This is a genomic window from Bradyrhizobium sp. LMG 9283, assembly GCF_045571415.1.
Classification (GTDB): domain Bacteria; phylum Pseudomonadota; class Alphaproteobacteria; order Rhizobiales; family Xanthobacteraceae; genus Bradyrhizobium.
The window spans coordinates 1,325,516-1,341,302 of sequence record NZ_CP120691.1 but is presented as its reverse complement, the minus strand read 5'-3'; the positions used below and the strand labels follow the sequence as shown (position 1 = coordinate 1,341,302).

The 15,787-nt window shown below is 63.7% G+C and carries 17 protein-coding genes; 4 read left to right on the top strand and 13 right to left on the bottom strand.

Annotated elements, in window-relative coordinates; genetic code table 11:
• Positions 1-40 precede the first annotated feature (40 nt).
• A complete protein-coding gene (locus P6U29_RS06290; protein WP_407116804.1) occupies positions 41-2,461 on the top strand; it encodes a S8 family peptidase in 2,421 nt (806 codons plus the stop codon).
• A gap of 143 nt (positions 2,462-2,604) precedes the next feature.
• Here P6U29_RS06290 and P6U29_RS06285 read toward each other — a convergent pair whose 3' ends face one another.
• From P6U29_RS06285 to P6U29_RS06270, 4 genes are read right to left on the bottom strand one after another with little or no spacing between them, the layout of a single operon-like run.
• Positions 2,605-2,904, bottom strand: a complete 300-nt coding sequence (locus P6U29_RS06285; protein WP_407116803.1) for a winged helix-turn-helix domain-containing protein — start codon at positions 2,902-2,904, stop codon at positions 2,605-2,607.
• Positions 2,905-2,906: 2 nt separating this feature from the next.
• Positions 2,907-3,458: a hypothetical protein gene (locus P6U29_RS06280; protein WP_407116802.1), complete on the bottom strand. Its 552-nt coding sequence runs from the start codon at positions 3,456-3,458 to the stop codon at positions 2,907-2,909.
• Complete coding sequence (locus tag P6U29_RS06275) at positions 3,455-3,976, bottom strand: DUF2306 domain-containing protein (protein WP_407116801.1); 522 nt, start codon at positions 3,974-3,976, stop codon at positions 3,455-3,457. The genes P6U29_RS06280 and P6U29_RS06275 overlap by 4 nt, the downstream gene beginning before the upstream one ends.
• A 2-nt stretch (positions 3,977-3,978) precedes the next feature.
• The gene (locus P6U29_RS06270) at positions 3,979-4,989 is read right to left on the bottom strand and encodes an alpha/beta hydrolase (RefSeq protein ID WP_407116800.1); all 1,011 of its coding nucleotides are present in this window, start codon (positions 4,987-4,989) and stop codon (positions 3,979-3,981) included.
• A 137-nt stretch (positions 4,990-5,126) separates the two neighbouring features.
• Between P6U29_RS06270 and xseA the strand changes: the two genes are divergently transcribed.
• Positions 5,127-6,749 (top strand): exodeoxyribonuclease VII large subunit, encoded by a 1,623-nt coding sequence (xseA, locus tag P6U29_RS06265; RefSeq protein ID WP_407116799.1) that lies wholly within the window; start codon positions 5,127-5,129, stop codon positions 6,747-6,749.
• A 105-nt stretch (positions 6,750-6,854) separates the two neighbouring features.
• Here xseA and P6U29_RS06260 read toward each other — a convergent pair whose 3' ends face one another.
• Both P6U29_RS06260 and P6U29_RS06255 read right to left on the bottom strand, forming a co-directional pair.
• The gene (locus P6U29_RS06260; RefSeq protein WP_122400957.1) at positions 6,855-7,004 is read right to left on the bottom strand and encodes a hypothetical protein; all 150 of its coding nucleotides are present in this window, start codon (positions 7,002-7,004) and stop codon (positions 6,855-6,857) included.
• A 255-nt stretch (positions 7,005-7,259) separates the two neighbouring features.
• Positions 7,260-8,084, bottom strand: coding sequence for a dienelactone hydrolase family protein (locus P6U29_RS06255; RefSeq protein ID WP_407116798.1), 825 nt, complete (start codon positions 8,082-8,084; stop codon positions 7,260-7,262).
• A 194-nt stretch (positions 8,085-8,278) separates the two neighbouring features.
• Here P6U29_RS06255 and P6U29_RS06250 point away from each other — a divergent pair, with 194 nt between their 5' ends.
• A complete protein-coding gene (locus P6U29_RS06250; protein ID WP_407116797.1) occupies positions 8,279-8,503 on the top strand; it encodes a DUF2093 domain-containing protein in 225 nt (74 codons plus the stop codon).
• Between the two features lie 142 nt (positions 8,504-8,645).
• Here the strand turns inward: P6U29_RS06250 and P6U29_RS06245 are convergent, their stop codons facing one another.
• On the bottom strand, positions 8,646-8,969 hold the full coding sequence (locus P6U29_RS06245) for a hypothetical protein (RefSeq protein WP_407116796.1): 324 nt from the start codon (positions 8,967-8,969) through the stop codon (positions 8,646-8,648).
• A 527-nt stretch (positions 8,970-9,496) separates the two neighbouring features.
• On the opposite strand from P6U29_RS06245, the gene P6U29_RS06240 reads away from it, so the two are divergent.
• Positions 9,497-9,679, top strand: coding sequence for a hypothetical protein (locus tag P6U29_RS06240; protein ID WP_407116795.1), 183 nt, complete (start codon positions 9,497-9,499; stop codon positions 9,677-9,679).
• A gap of 366 nt (positions 9,680-10,045) precedes the next feature.
• Here P6U29_RS06240 and lpxK read toward each other — a convergent pair whose 3' ends face one another.
• The 6 genes from lpxK to P6U29_RS06210 form a co-directional block, all read right to left on the bottom strand.
• Positions 10,046-11,062, bottom strand: coding sequence for a tetraacyldisaccharide 4'-kinase (gene lpxK, locus P6U29_RS06235; protein ID WP_407116794.1), 1,017 nt, complete (start codon positions 11,060-11,062; stop codon positions 10,046-10,048).
• Positions 11,055-12,389, bottom strand: coding sequence for a 3-deoxy-D-manno-octulosonic acid transferase (locus tag P6U29_RS06230; protein WP_407116793.1), 1,335 nt, complete (start codon positions 12,387-12,389; stop codon positions 11,055-11,057). Before P6U29_RS06230 ends, lpxK begins: the two co-directional genes overlap by 8 nt.
• Positions 12,352-13,065 (bottom strand): lysophospholipid acyltransferase family protein, encoded by a 714-nt coding sequence (locus P6U29_RS06225; protein WP_407116792.1) that lies wholly within the window; start codon positions 13,063-13,065, stop codon positions 12,352-12,354. Before P6U29_RS06225 ends, P6U29_RS06230 begins: the two co-directional genes overlap by 38 nt.
• Positions 13,062-13,304: a DUF4170 domain-containing protein gene (locus tag P6U29_RS06220; RefSeq protein WP_036009212.1), complete on the bottom strand. Its 243-nt coding sequence runs from the start codon at positions 13,302-13,304 to the stop codon at positions 13,062-13,064. Before P6U29_RS06220 ends, P6U29_RS06225 begins: the two co-directional genes overlap by 4 nt.
• Before the next feature lie 66 nt (positions 13,305-13,370).
• On the bottom strand, positions 13,371-14,183 hold the full coding sequence (locus tag P6U29_RS06215) for a 3'(2'),5'-bisphosphate nucleotidase CysQ (protein WP_407116791.1): 813 nt from the start codon (positions 14,181-14,183) through the stop codon (positions 13,371-13,373).
• Complete coding sequence (locus P6U29_RS06210) at positions 14,170-15,561, bottom strand: TldD/PmbA family protein (protein WP_407116790.1); 1,392 nt, start codon at positions 15,559-15,561, stop codon at positions 14,170-14,172. The genes P6U29_RS06215 and P6U29_RS06210 overlap by 14 nt, the downstream gene beginning before the upstream one ends.
• Between the last annotated feature and the right edge of the window lie 226 nt (positions 15,562-15,787).

Genomic DNA, 15,787 nt, shown 5'->3' with positions numbered 1-15,787 from the left:
CCCTTATCAGAAAGGGCGGCAAACTCAGCGTATCGGGCCGATGTTTGAGCGATTGCAGCAAGCGCTGCAGCGCGGTGAAGATATCTTGACTCTTCGAAATGAGCCCGATGCGTTAGCGCCCGAAACACTCATGGTTTTCGAAACGAGAGGCGCGCCCTCTGCCTTTGCTAAAGCGTGTGAGGAAATCGGGCTGAGAATATTGGCCGATGATGACCTCGAATTTGTCGATGACAACGACGAACCTGCGAAAGGCCATTACTACCTGACCATGCCCGATCAACGGGCGATAAATGAACTGCTGCGACTCTGGACGTTGTGGACAAGCGGTGGAAGTCTCGGACAGAACGCAAAATGGGAAAGCGTCTTCTCGTGCCTTTACAGTTTGAGGCGGTGGGGGCCGAGAGACCGTGTCACGGATGAAGATGCTGCGACAATCGCTGAGGACGCTCAACTATCGCCGAAAGCCAACGTACGGCTTGAAATTGAACTAGCCTTCGATCCGGACGAAACGAAAGCTACTGCAAATCGAGCACTTGCCATTCGCGAAATAGAAAATTCTGGCGGAAGCGTGCGGAATAGCAGTCGATTTGCAGAAATAGCTTACGATGCCCTTCTAGTGGACGTCGAGGCTGCGGCAGCTGCTGATATTGCGGCAAGGACTGACGGCAGTTTGGCCCGCCTCGTCGAGATTTTTGCAATTAGGCCGCAAAGCTCGCTCAAGATTTCGACGCCAGTTGAGACGGAGACGTCTGAGCTCCCTGTCGAGGGACGAGAACAGGGCTCTCCTATCGCTGCAATCTTGGATGCCGTACCTCAGCAAAACCACGCACTTCTAGGGGGGCGGCTGTTAGTGGAAGATTTCTTAGACCTTGAACCGCTGGCAGTCGGCCCAAGGGTACATGGCACCGCGATGGCATCATTGGTGTTGCATGGCGACTTGGCCAAACGAGAACCTCCGCTCGGGCGTCGCGTCGCTTTCATCCCGATCATGTATTCTGCGGTCAACGATCCAAACTTTGTTGACGAGGCGCCTCCCACGGACGCGCTTATTGTCGACTTGCTTGTGCGCACCATTGGGCGCCTCAAGGTGGGTGATGCGAACTCTCCGCCGATTGGTCCTGATGTTTTCATCGTGAACCTTTCGATTGGTGACACAAAGCGGCCTTTTGGGAATAGGGTCTCGGCCTTCGCGCGGGCTTTAGACTGGCTTGCCGCTCTGCATGGCATCCTCTTTCTGGTGAGCGCCGGCAACCATGACAGCTTGCATATCGCTAACATCGACGTAGCCAGCTACGCTACTAGCAATGGTGAACAACGAACTAGGGCCACGCTGTTCGGGTTGAGCGGGACGATGCATAGTCGTCGGTTGCTGCCACCTTCAGAAGCGATGAACTGTTTGACCATTGGTGCGCTTCATGATGATGAAATCGCCGCTGCGCCAGACGTGGGCCATTCTCGCGACCCGCTCCCCTTCGGGGTTTTTGCGAACCCTGTATCGCGGATGGGGCTTGGGTATCGTAGCTCCGTTAAGCCGGACCTGTTGTTCCCCGGAGGGCGCCTTCGAGCCATCCTGCGACAGCGGCGTCCAAACGTTGCAGACCTCGATCTGCAGGAGCCCAACAGGCTTGGTGGCCTTCTCGCTGCGGGGCCGGGGCCTAGCGTGGGTGCAAGATATCCAATTCAACACTCCGGCTCCACGAGTGGGGCGACCGCTCTAGCAACACGGGCGTGCCATCTCATACACGAAGGTCTAGAGGCAGCGTACGAGGCGAATTTTGTCGGTTTACCAAGTGCAGCCCGTGCCGTGGTGATTAAAGCTCTACTGGTTCACCGAGCCTCTGTTCCCGACGAAAGTCGTTCACTGATCCACGACGTGTTTGGGCCGCAAGGAAAACACAGGGGAAGGGAACGAACTGCCAATGTCCTTCGTCATTTCGGATTTGGCATTCCGGACGTCGAAGAGGTTCTTGGATGTACCGGGTCTCGGGCAACTCTTTGGGCGGAGGGTCAGGTTGGGGAAAACGATGGTCAGTTGTTCAGCCTTCCCCTGCCAGCGTGCCTTTCGGGCGTTCGGGGAGTACGCAGGCTCAGTGTGACACTGGCTTGGTTTACGCCGGTGCAGCCAGGACGACGGGCCTATAAGGGGGTAAGGCTCAAAGTGGAGGAGCCTGAGTTCAAGAGCATCTGCAGTCGAGCCGCACAAGGCCAATCGGAGCGCAAGCCGCGCGGAACCATCTATCATCGGACTTGGGAAGGGACGGCCGCTCGTAACTTTGTAGATGGTGAGAGGCTGGAATTGCGCGTTGCTCGTGATCCCGACCAAGGCGACGAGCTTCCAGACCTCGTAAGGTTTGGATTGGCCGTGACGTTGGAAGTCGAAGACGACGCCTTGCCGATTTACGAAGAGGTGCGGGCAATGCTGAAAGTCCAACCCCGCGTTGCGGTGCGTGTTGGAGCTTAACTGGCTGCAGCTAGCTTAAGGCTTCTCTTCAATACAAAACGCTAGTACAAAAGCACCTACTCTTGGCGCAAATTGTCTAGGTTTGTCAGTAGCTAAGCAGGTCCGGAACGGCACCCACCCCACTGTACCGACTTGCCGATGGCCTACCCCTGCTTCCCCGCAATAATCTCCTGCAACGTCGCAACATGCCGCGCAAATGCGCCGCGGCCCGCTGCCGTGGCTGTCACCGTGGTCTGCGGCTTCTTGCCGACGAAAGCCTTGTCCACCTGGACATAACCGGCCTTCGCCAGCGTCTCGATATGCGCGCCGAGATTGCCGTCGGTGGCGCCGGTGAGCTTCTTGAGCCGCACGAATTCCAGCCCGACCTCCTGCGGCAACGCGTTCAGTGCGGCCATGATCTTGAGCCGCAACGGCTGATGGATGATATCGTCGAGCTCGGCCACCGCTAGCTCCGCCGCATCCAGAGGCCGCCGGCGATCAGCCCGCCACCATTGACGGCCGCCATCCACAACAACAGTGTTATCCCCGGGATGAAAAAATAACCAATCAGCGTCAACGCAATGATGGTCGCGCCGATCACGAGGAAGGCATAGCCGAACCACACCCCGGCCATCATGTAGAACAACATGATGTAGATCGGCCAGAACGCAGTCTGCTGGCGCGGCGTGAAATGGCCGAAATAGCAGACGAAGATGCCGAAGGCGACGATCAGCAGAAATGTCAGGAGATAGCGGACGTCGAAGACGCGAATGCGGTTTCGGGACCGGTGATAGGCGCCGATGGCAAGGAAGCCGACGATCGACACCGCGTAGACGCTGATCCAGAAATAGAGTCCATAGCGCGGCCAGAACCAGCCTGCGATGTTGCCGACGAACGCCAGCACGCCCCACATCAACAATGCCAGGCTGGACACTTGATAGATCAGCGACTGGCGCACGCGGCGAACGGTGTCGTCGATATCCGCCATCGCGTCCGCAGCCTGCTTGCTGTCGATCATGACGGCGCTCCAGCCTGCCCGGCCAACCCCGTGGATGGCGCGGTCGGGTCCGCTGGAGGCCGGTACTTGCGGATCACGAAATAGGCGATCGTCATCGTCGCGATCGACACGATCAGTGCCGTTAACCCGGCCTGGTTCCGCATCGTCAGCGGCAACAGCCGCAACGCTGTGTTGATTGCCGCGGCCGACATCAACGACACATAGGACCAGGCGATGAAGTGGTAGTGGATGGATCTCCAGTTCGACGGCCTCGGCATCCGCAACAGCGGAACGATTGCCAGCACGATGCAGGCGAAGTTTACGATCGCGGCGACATGGAAGACGTTGAAATGCCCCGTGAACCGGTGGATCAGCAAGGTCGTGCCGTCAGAGACCAGCATGGCGTAGACGTAGAAATAGCCGCGCGCACGGTGGCCGGCGCCGCGCTTGGGACGCAAGAACTGGATGAGCCCGACGGTGCTGCAGAGCAGCGCCAGCACCACATGGATCGTACCTGCGAGGGTCAAATGCGCCATCATGGTCAGCTCCCTGCCGCACCGCGCGTCGCCACGTCCTCGGCGATCGCGGAGACGGCCTTTGGATTGGTGACGATGCCCATGTGGTTGACGCCGTCGATGATCTTGACGTCGATCGACGGCTTCACCGCTTGCACGACCTCCGCATATTTGTCCGAGATCATCATCTCGTCCTCGGCGGCGCCGAAGATCGTGATCGGACGTGTCGTCGCCGGAAGATCGATGCGATAGCCACGCGTCGCGAAATTGCGCATCAGGCGGTCGGAATAGGTGGAGACCAGGTACTTCGCCGAGGCCGGCGGCACGGCCAAAGCGAGCACCGGCAGCTGCGCGCAGCAATCGATACCGAGCTTGCGCAGCGCGGCAAGCCCGAATAAGCGCGGCATATCGGCATTGGCCCAGCCCCCGGAATGCGGCTTGTTGGTCGGCGCGTCATAGCCGAGATAGGGCGCGAGCAGCACGGTGCGGACGAAGATGTCCTGCATGATCGGTGTCGCGGCAACGCGCAGTGAGAAACCGGCGCCGGCGGAATGGCCGATCAGGGTCAGCGGCACATCGGGCGCGCTCTTGCGGATATGAGCGACGAAATCGATGAGGTCATCCTCGAGCTGGCCGACATAGCCGATATCGCCGCGCGTGCCGGAGCCGCCATGGCCGCGGACGTCCAGCGCCCAGGTCTCCACCCCGCGCGCGGCGATCGCATGGGTCAGCGCGTGATTGACGGTGCCGCTGGAGCCGGAAGAGCCATGGATGAAGATCGCGCCGCGGCCTGTCTCCGGGCCGTTCGGCGCATAGTGGCGATAGCCTATCCAGGTGCCGTCGCGGGCCTGAAAGCGCTCGAGCGGCGGCAGTGTGGACCAGTCGATACCCTTGGCGGAATCCGAGACCGATCGCATCTCGGGCGGCCGCTCCAGCGGCATTGCGATCATGGCGGCCAGAATCAACGCCACAGCGCCGATTGCACACAGGACCCATTGCAGCCCGTTCAAAACGCCGCGCAGTAGCCGGATCGCCATGTCATCCCCCTCAAACTCATCAATCAATAGAGAACTCTATAGAGCAGAGTACTCTTCCGATCAATCCCGGGATTGGCGCCGCGCCGCGAAAATCCTTAACGTCGGGTCTGACCCCAAAATGCCGAATCGTTTTTGAGATGCCGCCTGCGGAACAACTGCTCAACGCGCCCGAATTCACCGTCTCCGAACTGTCCCAGTCCCTGAAGCGGACGGTCGAGGACGCCTTCGGCCATGTCCGGGTCCGCGGCGAGATCTCCGGCTTCCGCGGCGCCCATTCCTCCGGCCATTGCTATTTCGCGCTCAAGGACGAGAGCGCCAAGATCGAGGCGGTGATCTGGAAGGGCGTCCACAGCCGGATGCGCTTCAAGCCCCAGGAGGGGCTCGAGGTCATCGCGACAGGCAAGCTGACGACCTATCCGGGCTCCTCGAAATACCAGATCGTGATCGAGGCGCTGGAGCCGGCCGGCATCGGCGCGCTGATGGCGCTGATGGAGGAGCGCAAGAAGAAGCTTGCCGCCGAAGGCCTGTTCGACGAGGCGCGCAAGCAGCTCTTGCCGTGGCTGCCGGAGGTGATCGGCGTCGTGACCTCGCCGACCGGCGCCGTCATCCGCGACATCCTGCATCGGCTGGAGGACCGCTTTCCCCGCCGCGTGCTGGTGTGGCCGGTGAAGGTGCAGGGCGACGGCTCGGCCGAGCAGGTCGCGGCCGCGATCCGCGGCTTCAACGCGCTGCCGGAGGGCGGCAAGATTCCGCGCCCCGACGTCCTGATCGTCGCGCGCGGTGGCGGCTCGCTGGAGGATCTCTGGTCCTTCAACGAGGAGATCGTGGTGCGGGCGGCGGCCGACAGCATGATCCCGCTGATCTCGGCCGTCGGGCACGAGACCGACATCACGCTGATCGATTTCGTCGCCGACAAGCGCGCGCCGACGCCGACGGCGGCTGCGGAGATGGCCGTGCCGGTGCGCAGCGACCTGTTCGTCGAGGTCGCCGATCTCGCGCGGCGCACCCGTGCCTGCTGGCAGCGCGGCCACGAGAATCGCCGCAACGAGCTGCGCGCCGCCGCGCGTGCGCTGCCGGCAGCCGGCGATCTCCTGGCCATCCCGCGGCAACGGCTGGACTCGGCGGGCGCATCCCTGCCCCGCTGCCTCAAGGCCAATACGCACGCGCATTTCCGCAGGTTCACCGCCGCAAGCTCAAAGCTGACGCTGCGGGTGCTGCACGGCCAGATATCGCAGGCCGATCACCGCCTCACCGTGTGCGGCGAACGGCTCGGCCTGTCCGCGCGATCGCTGCTGCGGCAGCGGCGCGACCGCTTTGCCGGGCTTGAAGTGCGCCTGCGCGCCTCAAAGCTCTCCAACGCGCAGGCGCAGCGCAACGCGATTGCGCGCCAGCGCGAACGCACGCATCGTCTGGCCGAGCGCGCGGGCCGCGCGCTCGTCACGCTGCTGCACCGGCTCGATGCCCGTGTCGAGAACAGCGGCAAGCTGCTCTCCGCACTGTCCTATCGCAGCGTGCTCGCGCGTGGCTTTGCGCTGGTGCGCGATGAGGCCGGCCATCCCCTGCATGCGGCGGAGTCGATCGTTCCCGGCGCACGCGTCGAGATCGAGTTCGCCGATGGCCGCGTCGGCGCAACGGCGGATGCGGATCGCCCGCCCCCCGCGGTAAAGCGTGCGCAGTCGCAAGCAAAACCGGCCACGCAGGAAGCAAAGCCGGCACCGAAGCGGGTGGTCAAACCAGTGGATCAGGGCAGCTTGTTCTGAGACGCGATAGCCCGCGCTTCACGTCCGGTGTCATTCCCCGCCTTGTGCGCAATTGCGCACTAGGCGGGGCGATGACAGCGAGCGCGTGGGACGTGCAGCCGCGTCCTAGCGGCAGGACAATCCCGCGTCGATCGTGGTCCAGAAACCGCAATGTTCCGGCGCAAGCTGTGGCGCGCCGGCATGGGCCTCGAACAGGAGGATCACGACGGTGAAGACGATCAGGGCGGAAGCGAAGAGCGTGATGCGGTTGCGCATGTGAGATGCGTTTAATCGACATCATGGTCGAATGATGGCGCCGCCACAGGCTGAAACCGCATCACGGCGCGGTCCGTAGATTCCCGGTCGGCCATGATCCGTGCAGGGCGGTGGTCGATGCGGGGCTGTCCGCCTCTAATTGTTCCTCGGACGGCCCCGCTTGTGGATTTGTAGTTGTAGCCCGCATGAGCGAAGCGATATGCGGGAACAGCCCTCCCGGATATCGCTTCGCTCATCCGGGCTACTGGATCTTCCTCACCGCGCCAGCCACTGCGCGACGTCCTTCTGCGAGGCCGCGCGCGCCTCGGCATCCGTGCCGAAATCGCCATGCTCGGGCGCGGCGGCGTCGCTGCTGCCGGTAGCTGCGTGCAGCGGAATATTGGCGCGGTCGAAATCGTGATCGGCGCCGGGATAGACCACGATGCGCGCGAGCGCGCTGCGGCCGCGCGCGCCGTCCACCATCTGACGGCAGGCCGGCGGCGACGACACGTCGTCATCGGCGCCGATCAGCACCAGCGTCGGCACCCGCGTGCTCCAGCCCAGACCCGCCGAGATCCGGCAGTCCGGATAGAACGCGATCGCGGCGCGGAAATCCGGGCTGAGATCGCGTGCCGCGCTCTGCGGGCGCACGGCCCAGAGCAGCGCGCTCGCCCCATTTGCCCAGCCGATCAGGCTGACGCGGTCGCGCGCCACCCAGACCTGCTTCATCAGCCAGGCGCGTGAGGCCGCGATATCGGCGACGCGCTCGCGCCGCGCCTTGACATGCGTCTCCTTGACGCGACATTGCGGCCCGATCTCGCGCGAGCCGTAGCTGTCGGGCAGCAGCACGGCATTGCCAGCCTTGAGCAGGCGCTCGGCCCAATCGCGATAGCGCGGCAGCACGGGATCGGAATGGCCACCGAGCCCACCGCAGCCATGCAGCGCGATCACGGTCGGAAACGGGCCCGCGCCTTCGGGCTTGTAGAGCTGCGCATGGAGGACCCCGGACGCGAGCGGGATCTCGACCGGCTGCGGCGCCGGCGCGGCGGGCACGGCCGACGTCAGCAGCGTCAGGAACAGGACGGTCAGTCGAAGGCGCATCGGACTCTGCCGTAGGAGGTGCCGGAACCAGCGATCCTTCAACTGAAGCATTATCACGCGGAAACGGCGGCAAAACATCACAAACCGGTGGGTTTAACGGGCGGACAAGCCACCCCATCTGTGCTACATCTCGTCCAACACATCGTGCCCTCCAAGTTTTTCCATGGAGAGGCCTTCCGTGGAGACTTTCGACCGTGCTGAACAAGTTCGGCCCCTCGGGCCATGGCGAAGCGCAGGTGCAGTATCTCGACGGCGATTTCCGCGTGATCTCGCCGGGGACCTTCGTGCGCTGCGCGATCACCGACGCGCGAATCCCGCTCGACGAGCTGAAGTACTGGAGCGTGGATTTGCAGGAGGCCTACGCCACCCCCGCCGCGGTGCTGCAGCGGCACTTTCCCGGCGCGCTGAAGCAACCGTAATCTCGCAGACCTCGTAGCGTGGGCAATGGCGCAAAGCGCCGTGCCCACCATATCTCCTCGATCACGACGAAGAACGTGGGCACGCCTCGCTTTGCCCACCCTACAGCCCTGAAGCCGCAGCCGTGAGGCCGCGCCCGCGCGCCTATTGTTGTTCACCGCCATCTGCGCCATCCGTGCCCACGCAGGTCCTGACGAAGGCCTTCCTGGGCTCGCCGACGACCTTCTGATCGATCGCCTGCTTCAGGCAATCCAGCCGCGCCTGCGCCATGCAGAGCTGTAGCTGGTCGCGCTTGTCCTGCCCTTTCAGGCTTGCCGTCGTGGCGAGACACGTCACGCGCTTGGTCGCGGGAACCGGCGCGGTGCTTGTCGGATTTGCGGGCGCGGCCGGAGTCGGCGTTTGGGCGAACACCGGCGCAACAAGCAGACATACAAGGCTTGCGGCGATAGCTGCGAACGGCGGTTTCATCGAACTCTCCTGATCGTCTGAAACTGGTAGGAGGGTTGCGATGAATGAGGCGTGAATGGCAAGCTGCTGTCGGAGAGTAAATGGCAGCTGCCCTGTCGCCGTCGTTGCACGAGCTGTGCCGCCTATCGCGAGGTATGGAGCGTCGGCGTCTCGATGATGGCATGGACCTGAAGTGCGAGTCTCACAGCTGAAATGATCTAGTCGTGCCGACCAGCGTGCATTGAATGTTCCTTGCACTCCGAGATAAATCATTTCGCGCTGTGGTTGGATTTTTTTTGCGGTTCCGCGTCCTTAAGTTGTTTGAAGAAGTCTTGCTGAAACAGAGAGCTGCTATATTGCACGTCAGGTAACCGGCCCCCGTTCTTTTTTATCGCACAGGCACTCGACCAACCAATCGGCCATTGAGCTCTGGAATTGGAACGGTCTGTGAACGGGCTCATATCGAAGAGCCATTTTAGCGGGCTACGATCACCTCGAAAATCAGCAGTGGAATATCTGTAAATCAAAATCAAACGGTGGGGGTGATCATGCCCGCCATTTTCGACCTGCTCTATCGTGAATATTGCCGCGCCCGTCTCGCTGAAATGCGCAAACAGCTTCTGATCGCAGCTGAACGCTCTGAGACTCTCGAAGCGGATCATCATCCTGCGAAGCGGGATGACGATGAGAGAACGGACGCACATAAGGCCGGTCACGGCATGGCGAATTGAAAACGCCCCAAGACCGAACGATCACTCCCGGGTAGCAACGGCCAAGCGATTGGCAACAGTTTGCGAGGCAGCAATGAATACGCCCGAGTCCTACACTGTCATCGTGGCCTGCGTCTCGTGCCTCACCATTATCGGATTGATGGCCGTGGGGGCGTGGTGAGCATGACCGGGTGCTGAACCGCGCTCGCAAGCCGCATCGCATCATCGGTCAATGGACGCCGGAAGCGCCTTCGTCTCGCCTTGTTGCAGACGTGGTGACGGCTCTGGTGCGAGGCTACATCAACTCCCCAACGCGCGGAAGAGGTTTCGCCAGCCGCGACACTTCGCGCTTCAGACGAGGGCAGACACGTTGCCTGACGCACGAGATCAACGCGCGCTGAATCGCCGCTCGCGCGCCCTGTACAGATGATAGCTGATCAGCTCCCGCAGCTTTGCCGGTTCATCGAATTCGAGCTGAACGGCAAACGGCACGATGCCATCTGGCACGCCTTCGCGGCCGCGCAGGCGTGCAAGGTCCTTCTCCGTCGTCACCAGCGTGAGCTGCTCGCGCTGTGCTTCCGCTGCAAGCGCTGCGATCTCGTCTTGCGAAAACATGTGGTGGTCGGCGAAAGCGCGCGCGCGCGCGACGTCGATGCCGCTCGCACGAAGAGTGCGGAAGAAGCGCTGGGGATCGCCGATGCCGGCGAAGGCGAAGACCCGCTTGCCGAGCAGCTGCGTGAGCGATGCAGCAACCGGCTTCAGCCGCGCGCGCAGCTCGGGCTTGTCGCGCTTGGCAAGCTCGGCCGCGACATCGTTGGCAGCACGGCCATCGCCGATCAGCACCAGCGCGTCGGTGCGCGCGAGCTGCGCCTGCAGCGGCGCGCGCAGGGGGCCTGCGGGAAATACCAAGCCGTTGCCGAGGCCGCGCTCGCTGTCGATCACGATCAGGGACGCGTCTTTCAGAAGGCTCGGATTTTGAAAACCGTCATCCATCAGGACCACGGTGGCGCCCTGCGATTTCGCGAGCGCGACGCCGTCAAGGCGGTCGCGCGCGACTGCGACCGGAACGTCGCGCGCCATCATCAGGGGCTCGTCGCCGACGTCGGCTGCGATGTGACGTGCGCGGTCGACCATCACCGGGCCCTTCAGGCGTCCGCCATAGCCGCGGCTGAGCACGACCGGCGTCTCGCCGAGCTCGCGCAACAGCTTGGTCACCGCCAGCACGGTCGGCGTCTTGCCGGCGCCGCCAACATGGTAATTGCCGACGCAGATCACGGGGATGCCGGCGTCCACGCCCGTGCGCTGCATGCGCCGTGCGGTGATGGCACCGTAGAGCACACCCAGGGGATAAAGGACATGCGAAAGCGGGGAACGTGGCCGGTACCAGAAGGCCGGCTCACGCATTGGCGGCCCCCATCTCGATCCGCAGCTGCAACAGATACGGCTCGAGCGCGACCATGGTGCGATCGAGCGCACCGCCAAGCTGCTCGACCACGCCCGAGCCTGCGCGTTGCATCTTGTCGCGCACCGTCGGCTCGGCCAGAAGCTGCCCGAGCTGCTTGACCAACGCCTCCTGCGTGTCGGCCTGCCGTGCCCCGCCGCTCGCATCGAGCGCCTCATAGACATCGGCGAAGTTGAACACGTGCGGACCATGGACGATCGCGGCGCCAAGCTTGATCGCTTCGATCGGATTCTGGCCGCCATGGTGGATCAGCGATCCGCCCATGAACACGATTCCCGAGAGCCGATAGAACAGCCCGAGCTCGCCCATGGTGTCGGCGACATAGACATCGGTCGTCGCCGTCGGCAGGTCCTCGCGCGAGCGCAATGCCGGCTTCAGGCCCGAGGCCGTGATCAGGCCCGCGATCGAGGAGCCGCGATCCGGATGCCGCGGCACGATCACGGTGAGAAGCTGCGGGAAGAAACCGACGAGGCTGCGATGCGCCGCCACCAGCATTTCGTCCTCGCCCGGATGGGTCGAGGCCGCGACGATGATCGGACGCCCGCGCGTCATCGCCATCAGCCGTTCGAGCTTGGCGGGATCGGCCGGCGGCGCCGGCACGTCGAGCTTGAGATTGCCCGTGGTGACGACGTCACGGCCGCCGAGCGCGGAGAAGCGCTCCGCATCGATCTTCGACTGCGCAAGGCAAATGTCGAACCGCGACAGCAGCGCCGAGATGGTGCCGTGCATGCGCCGCCAGCGCGGGAAGGAACGCGGTGACATCCGCCCGTTGATCAGCACCATCGGCACCCGGCGCGCCGCGCCGGCGAGGATCAGGTTCGGCCACAGATCGGATTCGATGAACAGCGCCAGCGACGGCTTCCAGTGATCGAGGAAGCGCGCGACATAGCGCGGCGAGTCATACGGCACGTATTGATGAATGACATCGGGCGGAAAGCGCTTTGCCACCACCGCCGCCGAGGTGACCGTGCCCGAGGTGAGCAGGATGCGCAGGTTGAGATCGCGCAGGCGCTCGATCAGCGCCGCCGCGGCCAATACCTCGCCGACGCTGGCGCCGTGAATCCAGACCAGCGGGCCATGCGGCCGCACGTCCCGCGACAGCCCGCGCCGCTCGCCGACGCGCGCGGGATCCTCCTTGCCCTGCTTCAGCCGCCGCTTGATCAGCGCAGGCGCGAGCGGCACCAGGCCGGAGGCCAGGCGCCGATACATCCGCAGCGTCATCGGCAGCGAGCTAGGCATCTTCAGGCCCCGGGCGGCCGAGCTGCGCATAGGCGCGGCGGGTCGCCTCGTTCAACGTGTCCTCCAGCTCCTGCCGCAGCGCTTCCATCGTGGCGGCGTCGGCATCTGCGGGAACGTGGATTTCCTTGATGCCGACCAATGCGCCCCGCCCGAATGGCAAATTGATGGTGGTGCGGTCCCAGTTCTTGAGCCGGATGAAGCGGCTGGTCGCCATCGCGAAAGGCATGATCGGCCGTCCCGATTCCCGTGCCAGCATGATGATGCCGAGCCCGGCCACGCGCGAACGCTTGGGGACATCGGCGGTCAGCGCGACATTACAACCGTCCTGGAGCGTCCGCACCATTTCCTTGAAAGCGCCGACCCCGCCCTTGCGGTGGAAAGCCCCGCCATGATCGCCGGACCCCCTGATCGTGCCGATGCCTAGCCGCTCGGCGGCGATGGCATTGAACTCGCCGTCGCGATGCCGGGAGATCAGGACCCTGGCCTTGTACCAGTCCTTGTTCTTGATGAACGGGGTGAGGAAGTGCTGGCCGTGCCAGAAGGCGAAGATCGCCGGGATCTGCGGCTCGACGCGTTCATAGACGTCAGGCGGATCGAACGTGAAGGTGTTGGTCCGCCAGACAAAGCGCAGATATTCGGCCGCCAGGATCCCGACGGCACGCTGAACGAAGCTGCTTCGCAGCGTATTGCGAAGCAGTTTTTTCAACGCGCCGGTTCTTGATTCGGATCGAGCAGCCGATGCAGGTGGACGATGAAATAGCGCATCTGCGCATTGTCGACCGTGCTCTGCGCCTTGGCGCGCCAGGCCGCGTGGGCGGTGGCATAGTTCGGATAGAGCCCGACGATGTCGACCTCGTCCAGATTCTTGAAGGTGTTGTGCTCGAGATCGACGAGCTCGCCACCGATGACGAGGTGAAGCAGTTGTTGCGGGGCACTATCTGGCATGAGTTCTGTTCCTAACGGGCTGCCCGGCAAAGCAGTGTTCGAGAAGCACGACGAAAGCGCTTTAGGCTAAGGACGGCTTCGAAAATGCGCGACAATGCCCGCATGACGATCGCGTCCCGCTGCCACCAGCACCCCGTGCGCCACTTCCCGGCGGTTATAGAGGATGGGTTCTCCGGAGAGGTCGCTCATCCTACCATCCGCTTCCTGCACGATCAAATCGGCCGCGGCAAGATCCCAATCATGGCTGTTGCCCCCCGCAAAAGCCGCATCCAGCGCGCCGTGGGAGACCCGGCACAGCCGCAGCGCCAGCGAGCCGATTCGCCGGTGCAGCTTGATCTCGCCGAGTGACGGCTTCAGCCGCTCGATCAGCGGCTTCGGGCCGGCGACGCGGGCGAAGTCGAGCTCCGATCCGGGCGTCGCCCGCACCGGCTTGTCGTTCAGCGTCGTGCCCTGGCCGCGCGCCGCGAAGAAGAACTCGTCGCTCGCCGGCGCGAACACCGCAGCCAGCACCGGCGAGGCGTCCTCCACCAGCGCGACGCTAACGCACCATTCGTCGTGGCCGCCGAGATAATTGCGGGTGCCGTCGATGGGATCGACGATCCAAGTCAGCCGCCGCGACAGCCGCGCCTCGTCGTCAGCGCTCTCCTCGGACAGCCAGCCATAGTCGGGAGTGGCAGCGCGCAGGCGCGTTTCGAGCAGATCGTTGACCGCGATGTCCGCTTCCGACACCGGCGAGGACGCGCCCTTGATCCACTTCTTCAGCTCGGTCCGGAACATCGACTGCGCCAGCGCGCCGGCGTCCCGCACCGTATCCTTCAGCAGCGCCGCGTCGCGGTTCAGGATGGTTTCGTCCAGTGCGTGCGCGTCAACGTCCGCCAAGCGTCAAACCCTCGATGCGCACCGTCGGCGCATTGATGCCGTAGCGGAACTCGAGATTGTTCGCAGGCTGCATCGATTTGAAGATCTCGAACAGGTGGCCGGCGATCGTCACTTCGCTGACGGGATAGGTGATCCCCCCGTTCTCGATCCAGAAGCCGGAGGCGCCGCGGCTGTAATCGCCGGTGACGCCGTTGACGCCGGACCCGATCAAATCGGTGACATAAAAGCCTTGCTTGATATCGGAGATCAGCTCGGCGGGCGTCGGCGTGCCGGGCTCGAGGTGCAGATTGTACGGTCCGGGCGAGGGCGAGGAGGAGACGCCGCGATGGGCGTGGCCGGTGGTGGTGAGGCCGAGCTCGCGTGCGGTGGCGCAGTCGAGCAGCCAGGTCGTCAGTACGCCCTCGTCGACCAGCGCGTGTCTCTTCACCGCGACGCCTTCGGCGTCGAAGGTCTGCGAGCGCAGGCCGCGCTTGCGCAGGGGATCGTCGACGATGCGGATGTTCTTGGCGAACAGCTGCTGGCCGAGCTTGTCCTTGAGGAAGCTGGTCTTGCGCGCGATCGGGGCGCCGTTGATGGCGCCGACGAGATGGCCGACCAGGGAGCCGGCGACGCGCGGATCGAACACGACCGGCACCTTGCAGGTCTCGACCTTGCGCGGATTGTAGCGCGCCACGGTGCGCTCGCCGGCGGAACGGCCGACGGTTTCCGGCGACAACAGATCGGCGCCGTGTGGCGCCGAGGTGAAGTCGTAGTCGCGCTCCATGCTGGTGCCTTCGCCCGATATGGCGGTCGCGGAAATACCCTGGCTGGAACGGAGGTAAGAGCCGTGGAAACCAGTCGAGGTGACGAGCACCATGCCTCCGATGCCGGCCGACGCCGACGCGCCACCGGACTTGGTCACGCCCTTCACGCCGAGCGCCGCAGCTTCGGCCGCGAGCGCGCGGCGCTCGAGCTCGGCGGTCGTGGGCACATCGGGATCGAGCAGGTCGAGATCGGGGAAGTCGCGCGCGAGCAGCGCAGGATCGGCCAAGCCGACATATTTGTCGTCGGGCGCAACACGCGCCATCGCCACCGCGCGTTCGGCGAGCTTGGTGACGGCATCGCCGCTGACATCGTTGGTCGAGACCACCGCCTGGCGCTGGCCGACCAGCACGCGCAGGCCGACATCATCGCCCTCGGATCGCTCGGATTCCTCGACACGACCGTCGCGGACCTCGACGCCCTGCGAGACGCCGCGCACCGCGACCGCGTCAGCCGCATCCGCGCCGGCGCGCCTGGCCGCCTCGACCAGCCGCTGCGCAAGATCGGAGAGCGCGGACTGATCGAACAAATCGCGATTGGCTGAAGTCGAAAGCGTCGAGCTTGGTGAAGAGTTCACGAACGAAATCCTGTTGGGGCGGGGTTCGGGACCGGAACCCACAGATGTGCCCTGATAGCGCGGACTTCAAGCATTTTCAGCCCGCAAAAGCTCAAATTCGCAGCTCTCGCGCAACGTCTCGTCAATCATGCGCGCCAAGGTCTTGTCAATCATGAGGAGCAAGTGACGGTGGGTTAACCAGCCTTTTTAAGTGGTTTCGGACAGGCGCGCGCTAAGGTCTTCGCAT

Coding starts and splice junctions, on each gene's coding strand:
- xseA (WP_407116799.1), top strand. CDS start 5,127: ATGCCGCCTGCGGAACAACTGCTCAACGCGCCCGAATTCACCGTCTCC.
- P6U29_RS06275 (WP_407116801.1), bottom strand. CDS start 3,976: ATGATGGCGCATTTGACCCTCGCAGGTACGATCCATGTGGTGCTGGCG.
- lpxK (WP_407116794.1), bottom strand. CDS start 11,062: ATGCGTGAGCCGGCCTTCTGGTACCGGCCACGTTCCCCGCTTTCGCAT.
- P6U29_RS06230 (WP_407116793.1), bottom strand. CDS start 12,389: ATGCGCAGCTCGGCCGCCCGGGGCCTGAAGATGCCTAGCTCGCTGCCG.
- P6U29_RS06245 (WP_407116796.1), bottom strand. CDS start 8,969: ATGAAACCGCCGTTCGCAGCTATCGCCGCAAGCCTTGTATGTCTGCTT.
- P6U29_RS06290 (WP_407116804.1), top strand. CDS start 41: ATGTTTGAGCGATTGCAGCAAGCGCTGCAGCGCGGTGAAGATATCTTG.
- P6U29_RS06240 (WP_407116795.1), top strand. CDS start 9,497: ATGCCCGCCATTTTCGACCTGCTCTATCGTGAATATTGCCGCGCCCGT.
- P6U29_RS06220 (WP_036009212.1), bottom strand. CDS start 13,304: ATGCCAGATAGTGCCCCGCAACAACTGCTTCACCTCGTCATCGGTGGC.
- P6U29_RS06255 (WP_407116798.1), bottom strand. CDS start 8,084: ATGCGCCTTCGACTGACCGTCCTGTTCCTGACGCTGCTGACGTCGGCC.
- P6U29_RS06270 (WP_407116800.1), bottom strand. CDS start 4,989: ATGGCGATCCGGCTACTGCGCGGCGTTTTGAACGGGCTGCAATGGGTC.
- P6U29_RS06280 (WP_407116802.1), bottom strand. CDS start 3,458: ATGATCGACAGCAAGCAGGCTGCGGACGCGATGGCGGATATCGACGAC.
- P6U29_RS06260 (WP_122400957.1), bottom strand. CDS start 7,004: ATGCGCAACCGCATCACGCTCTTCGCTTCCGCCCTGATCGTCTTCACC.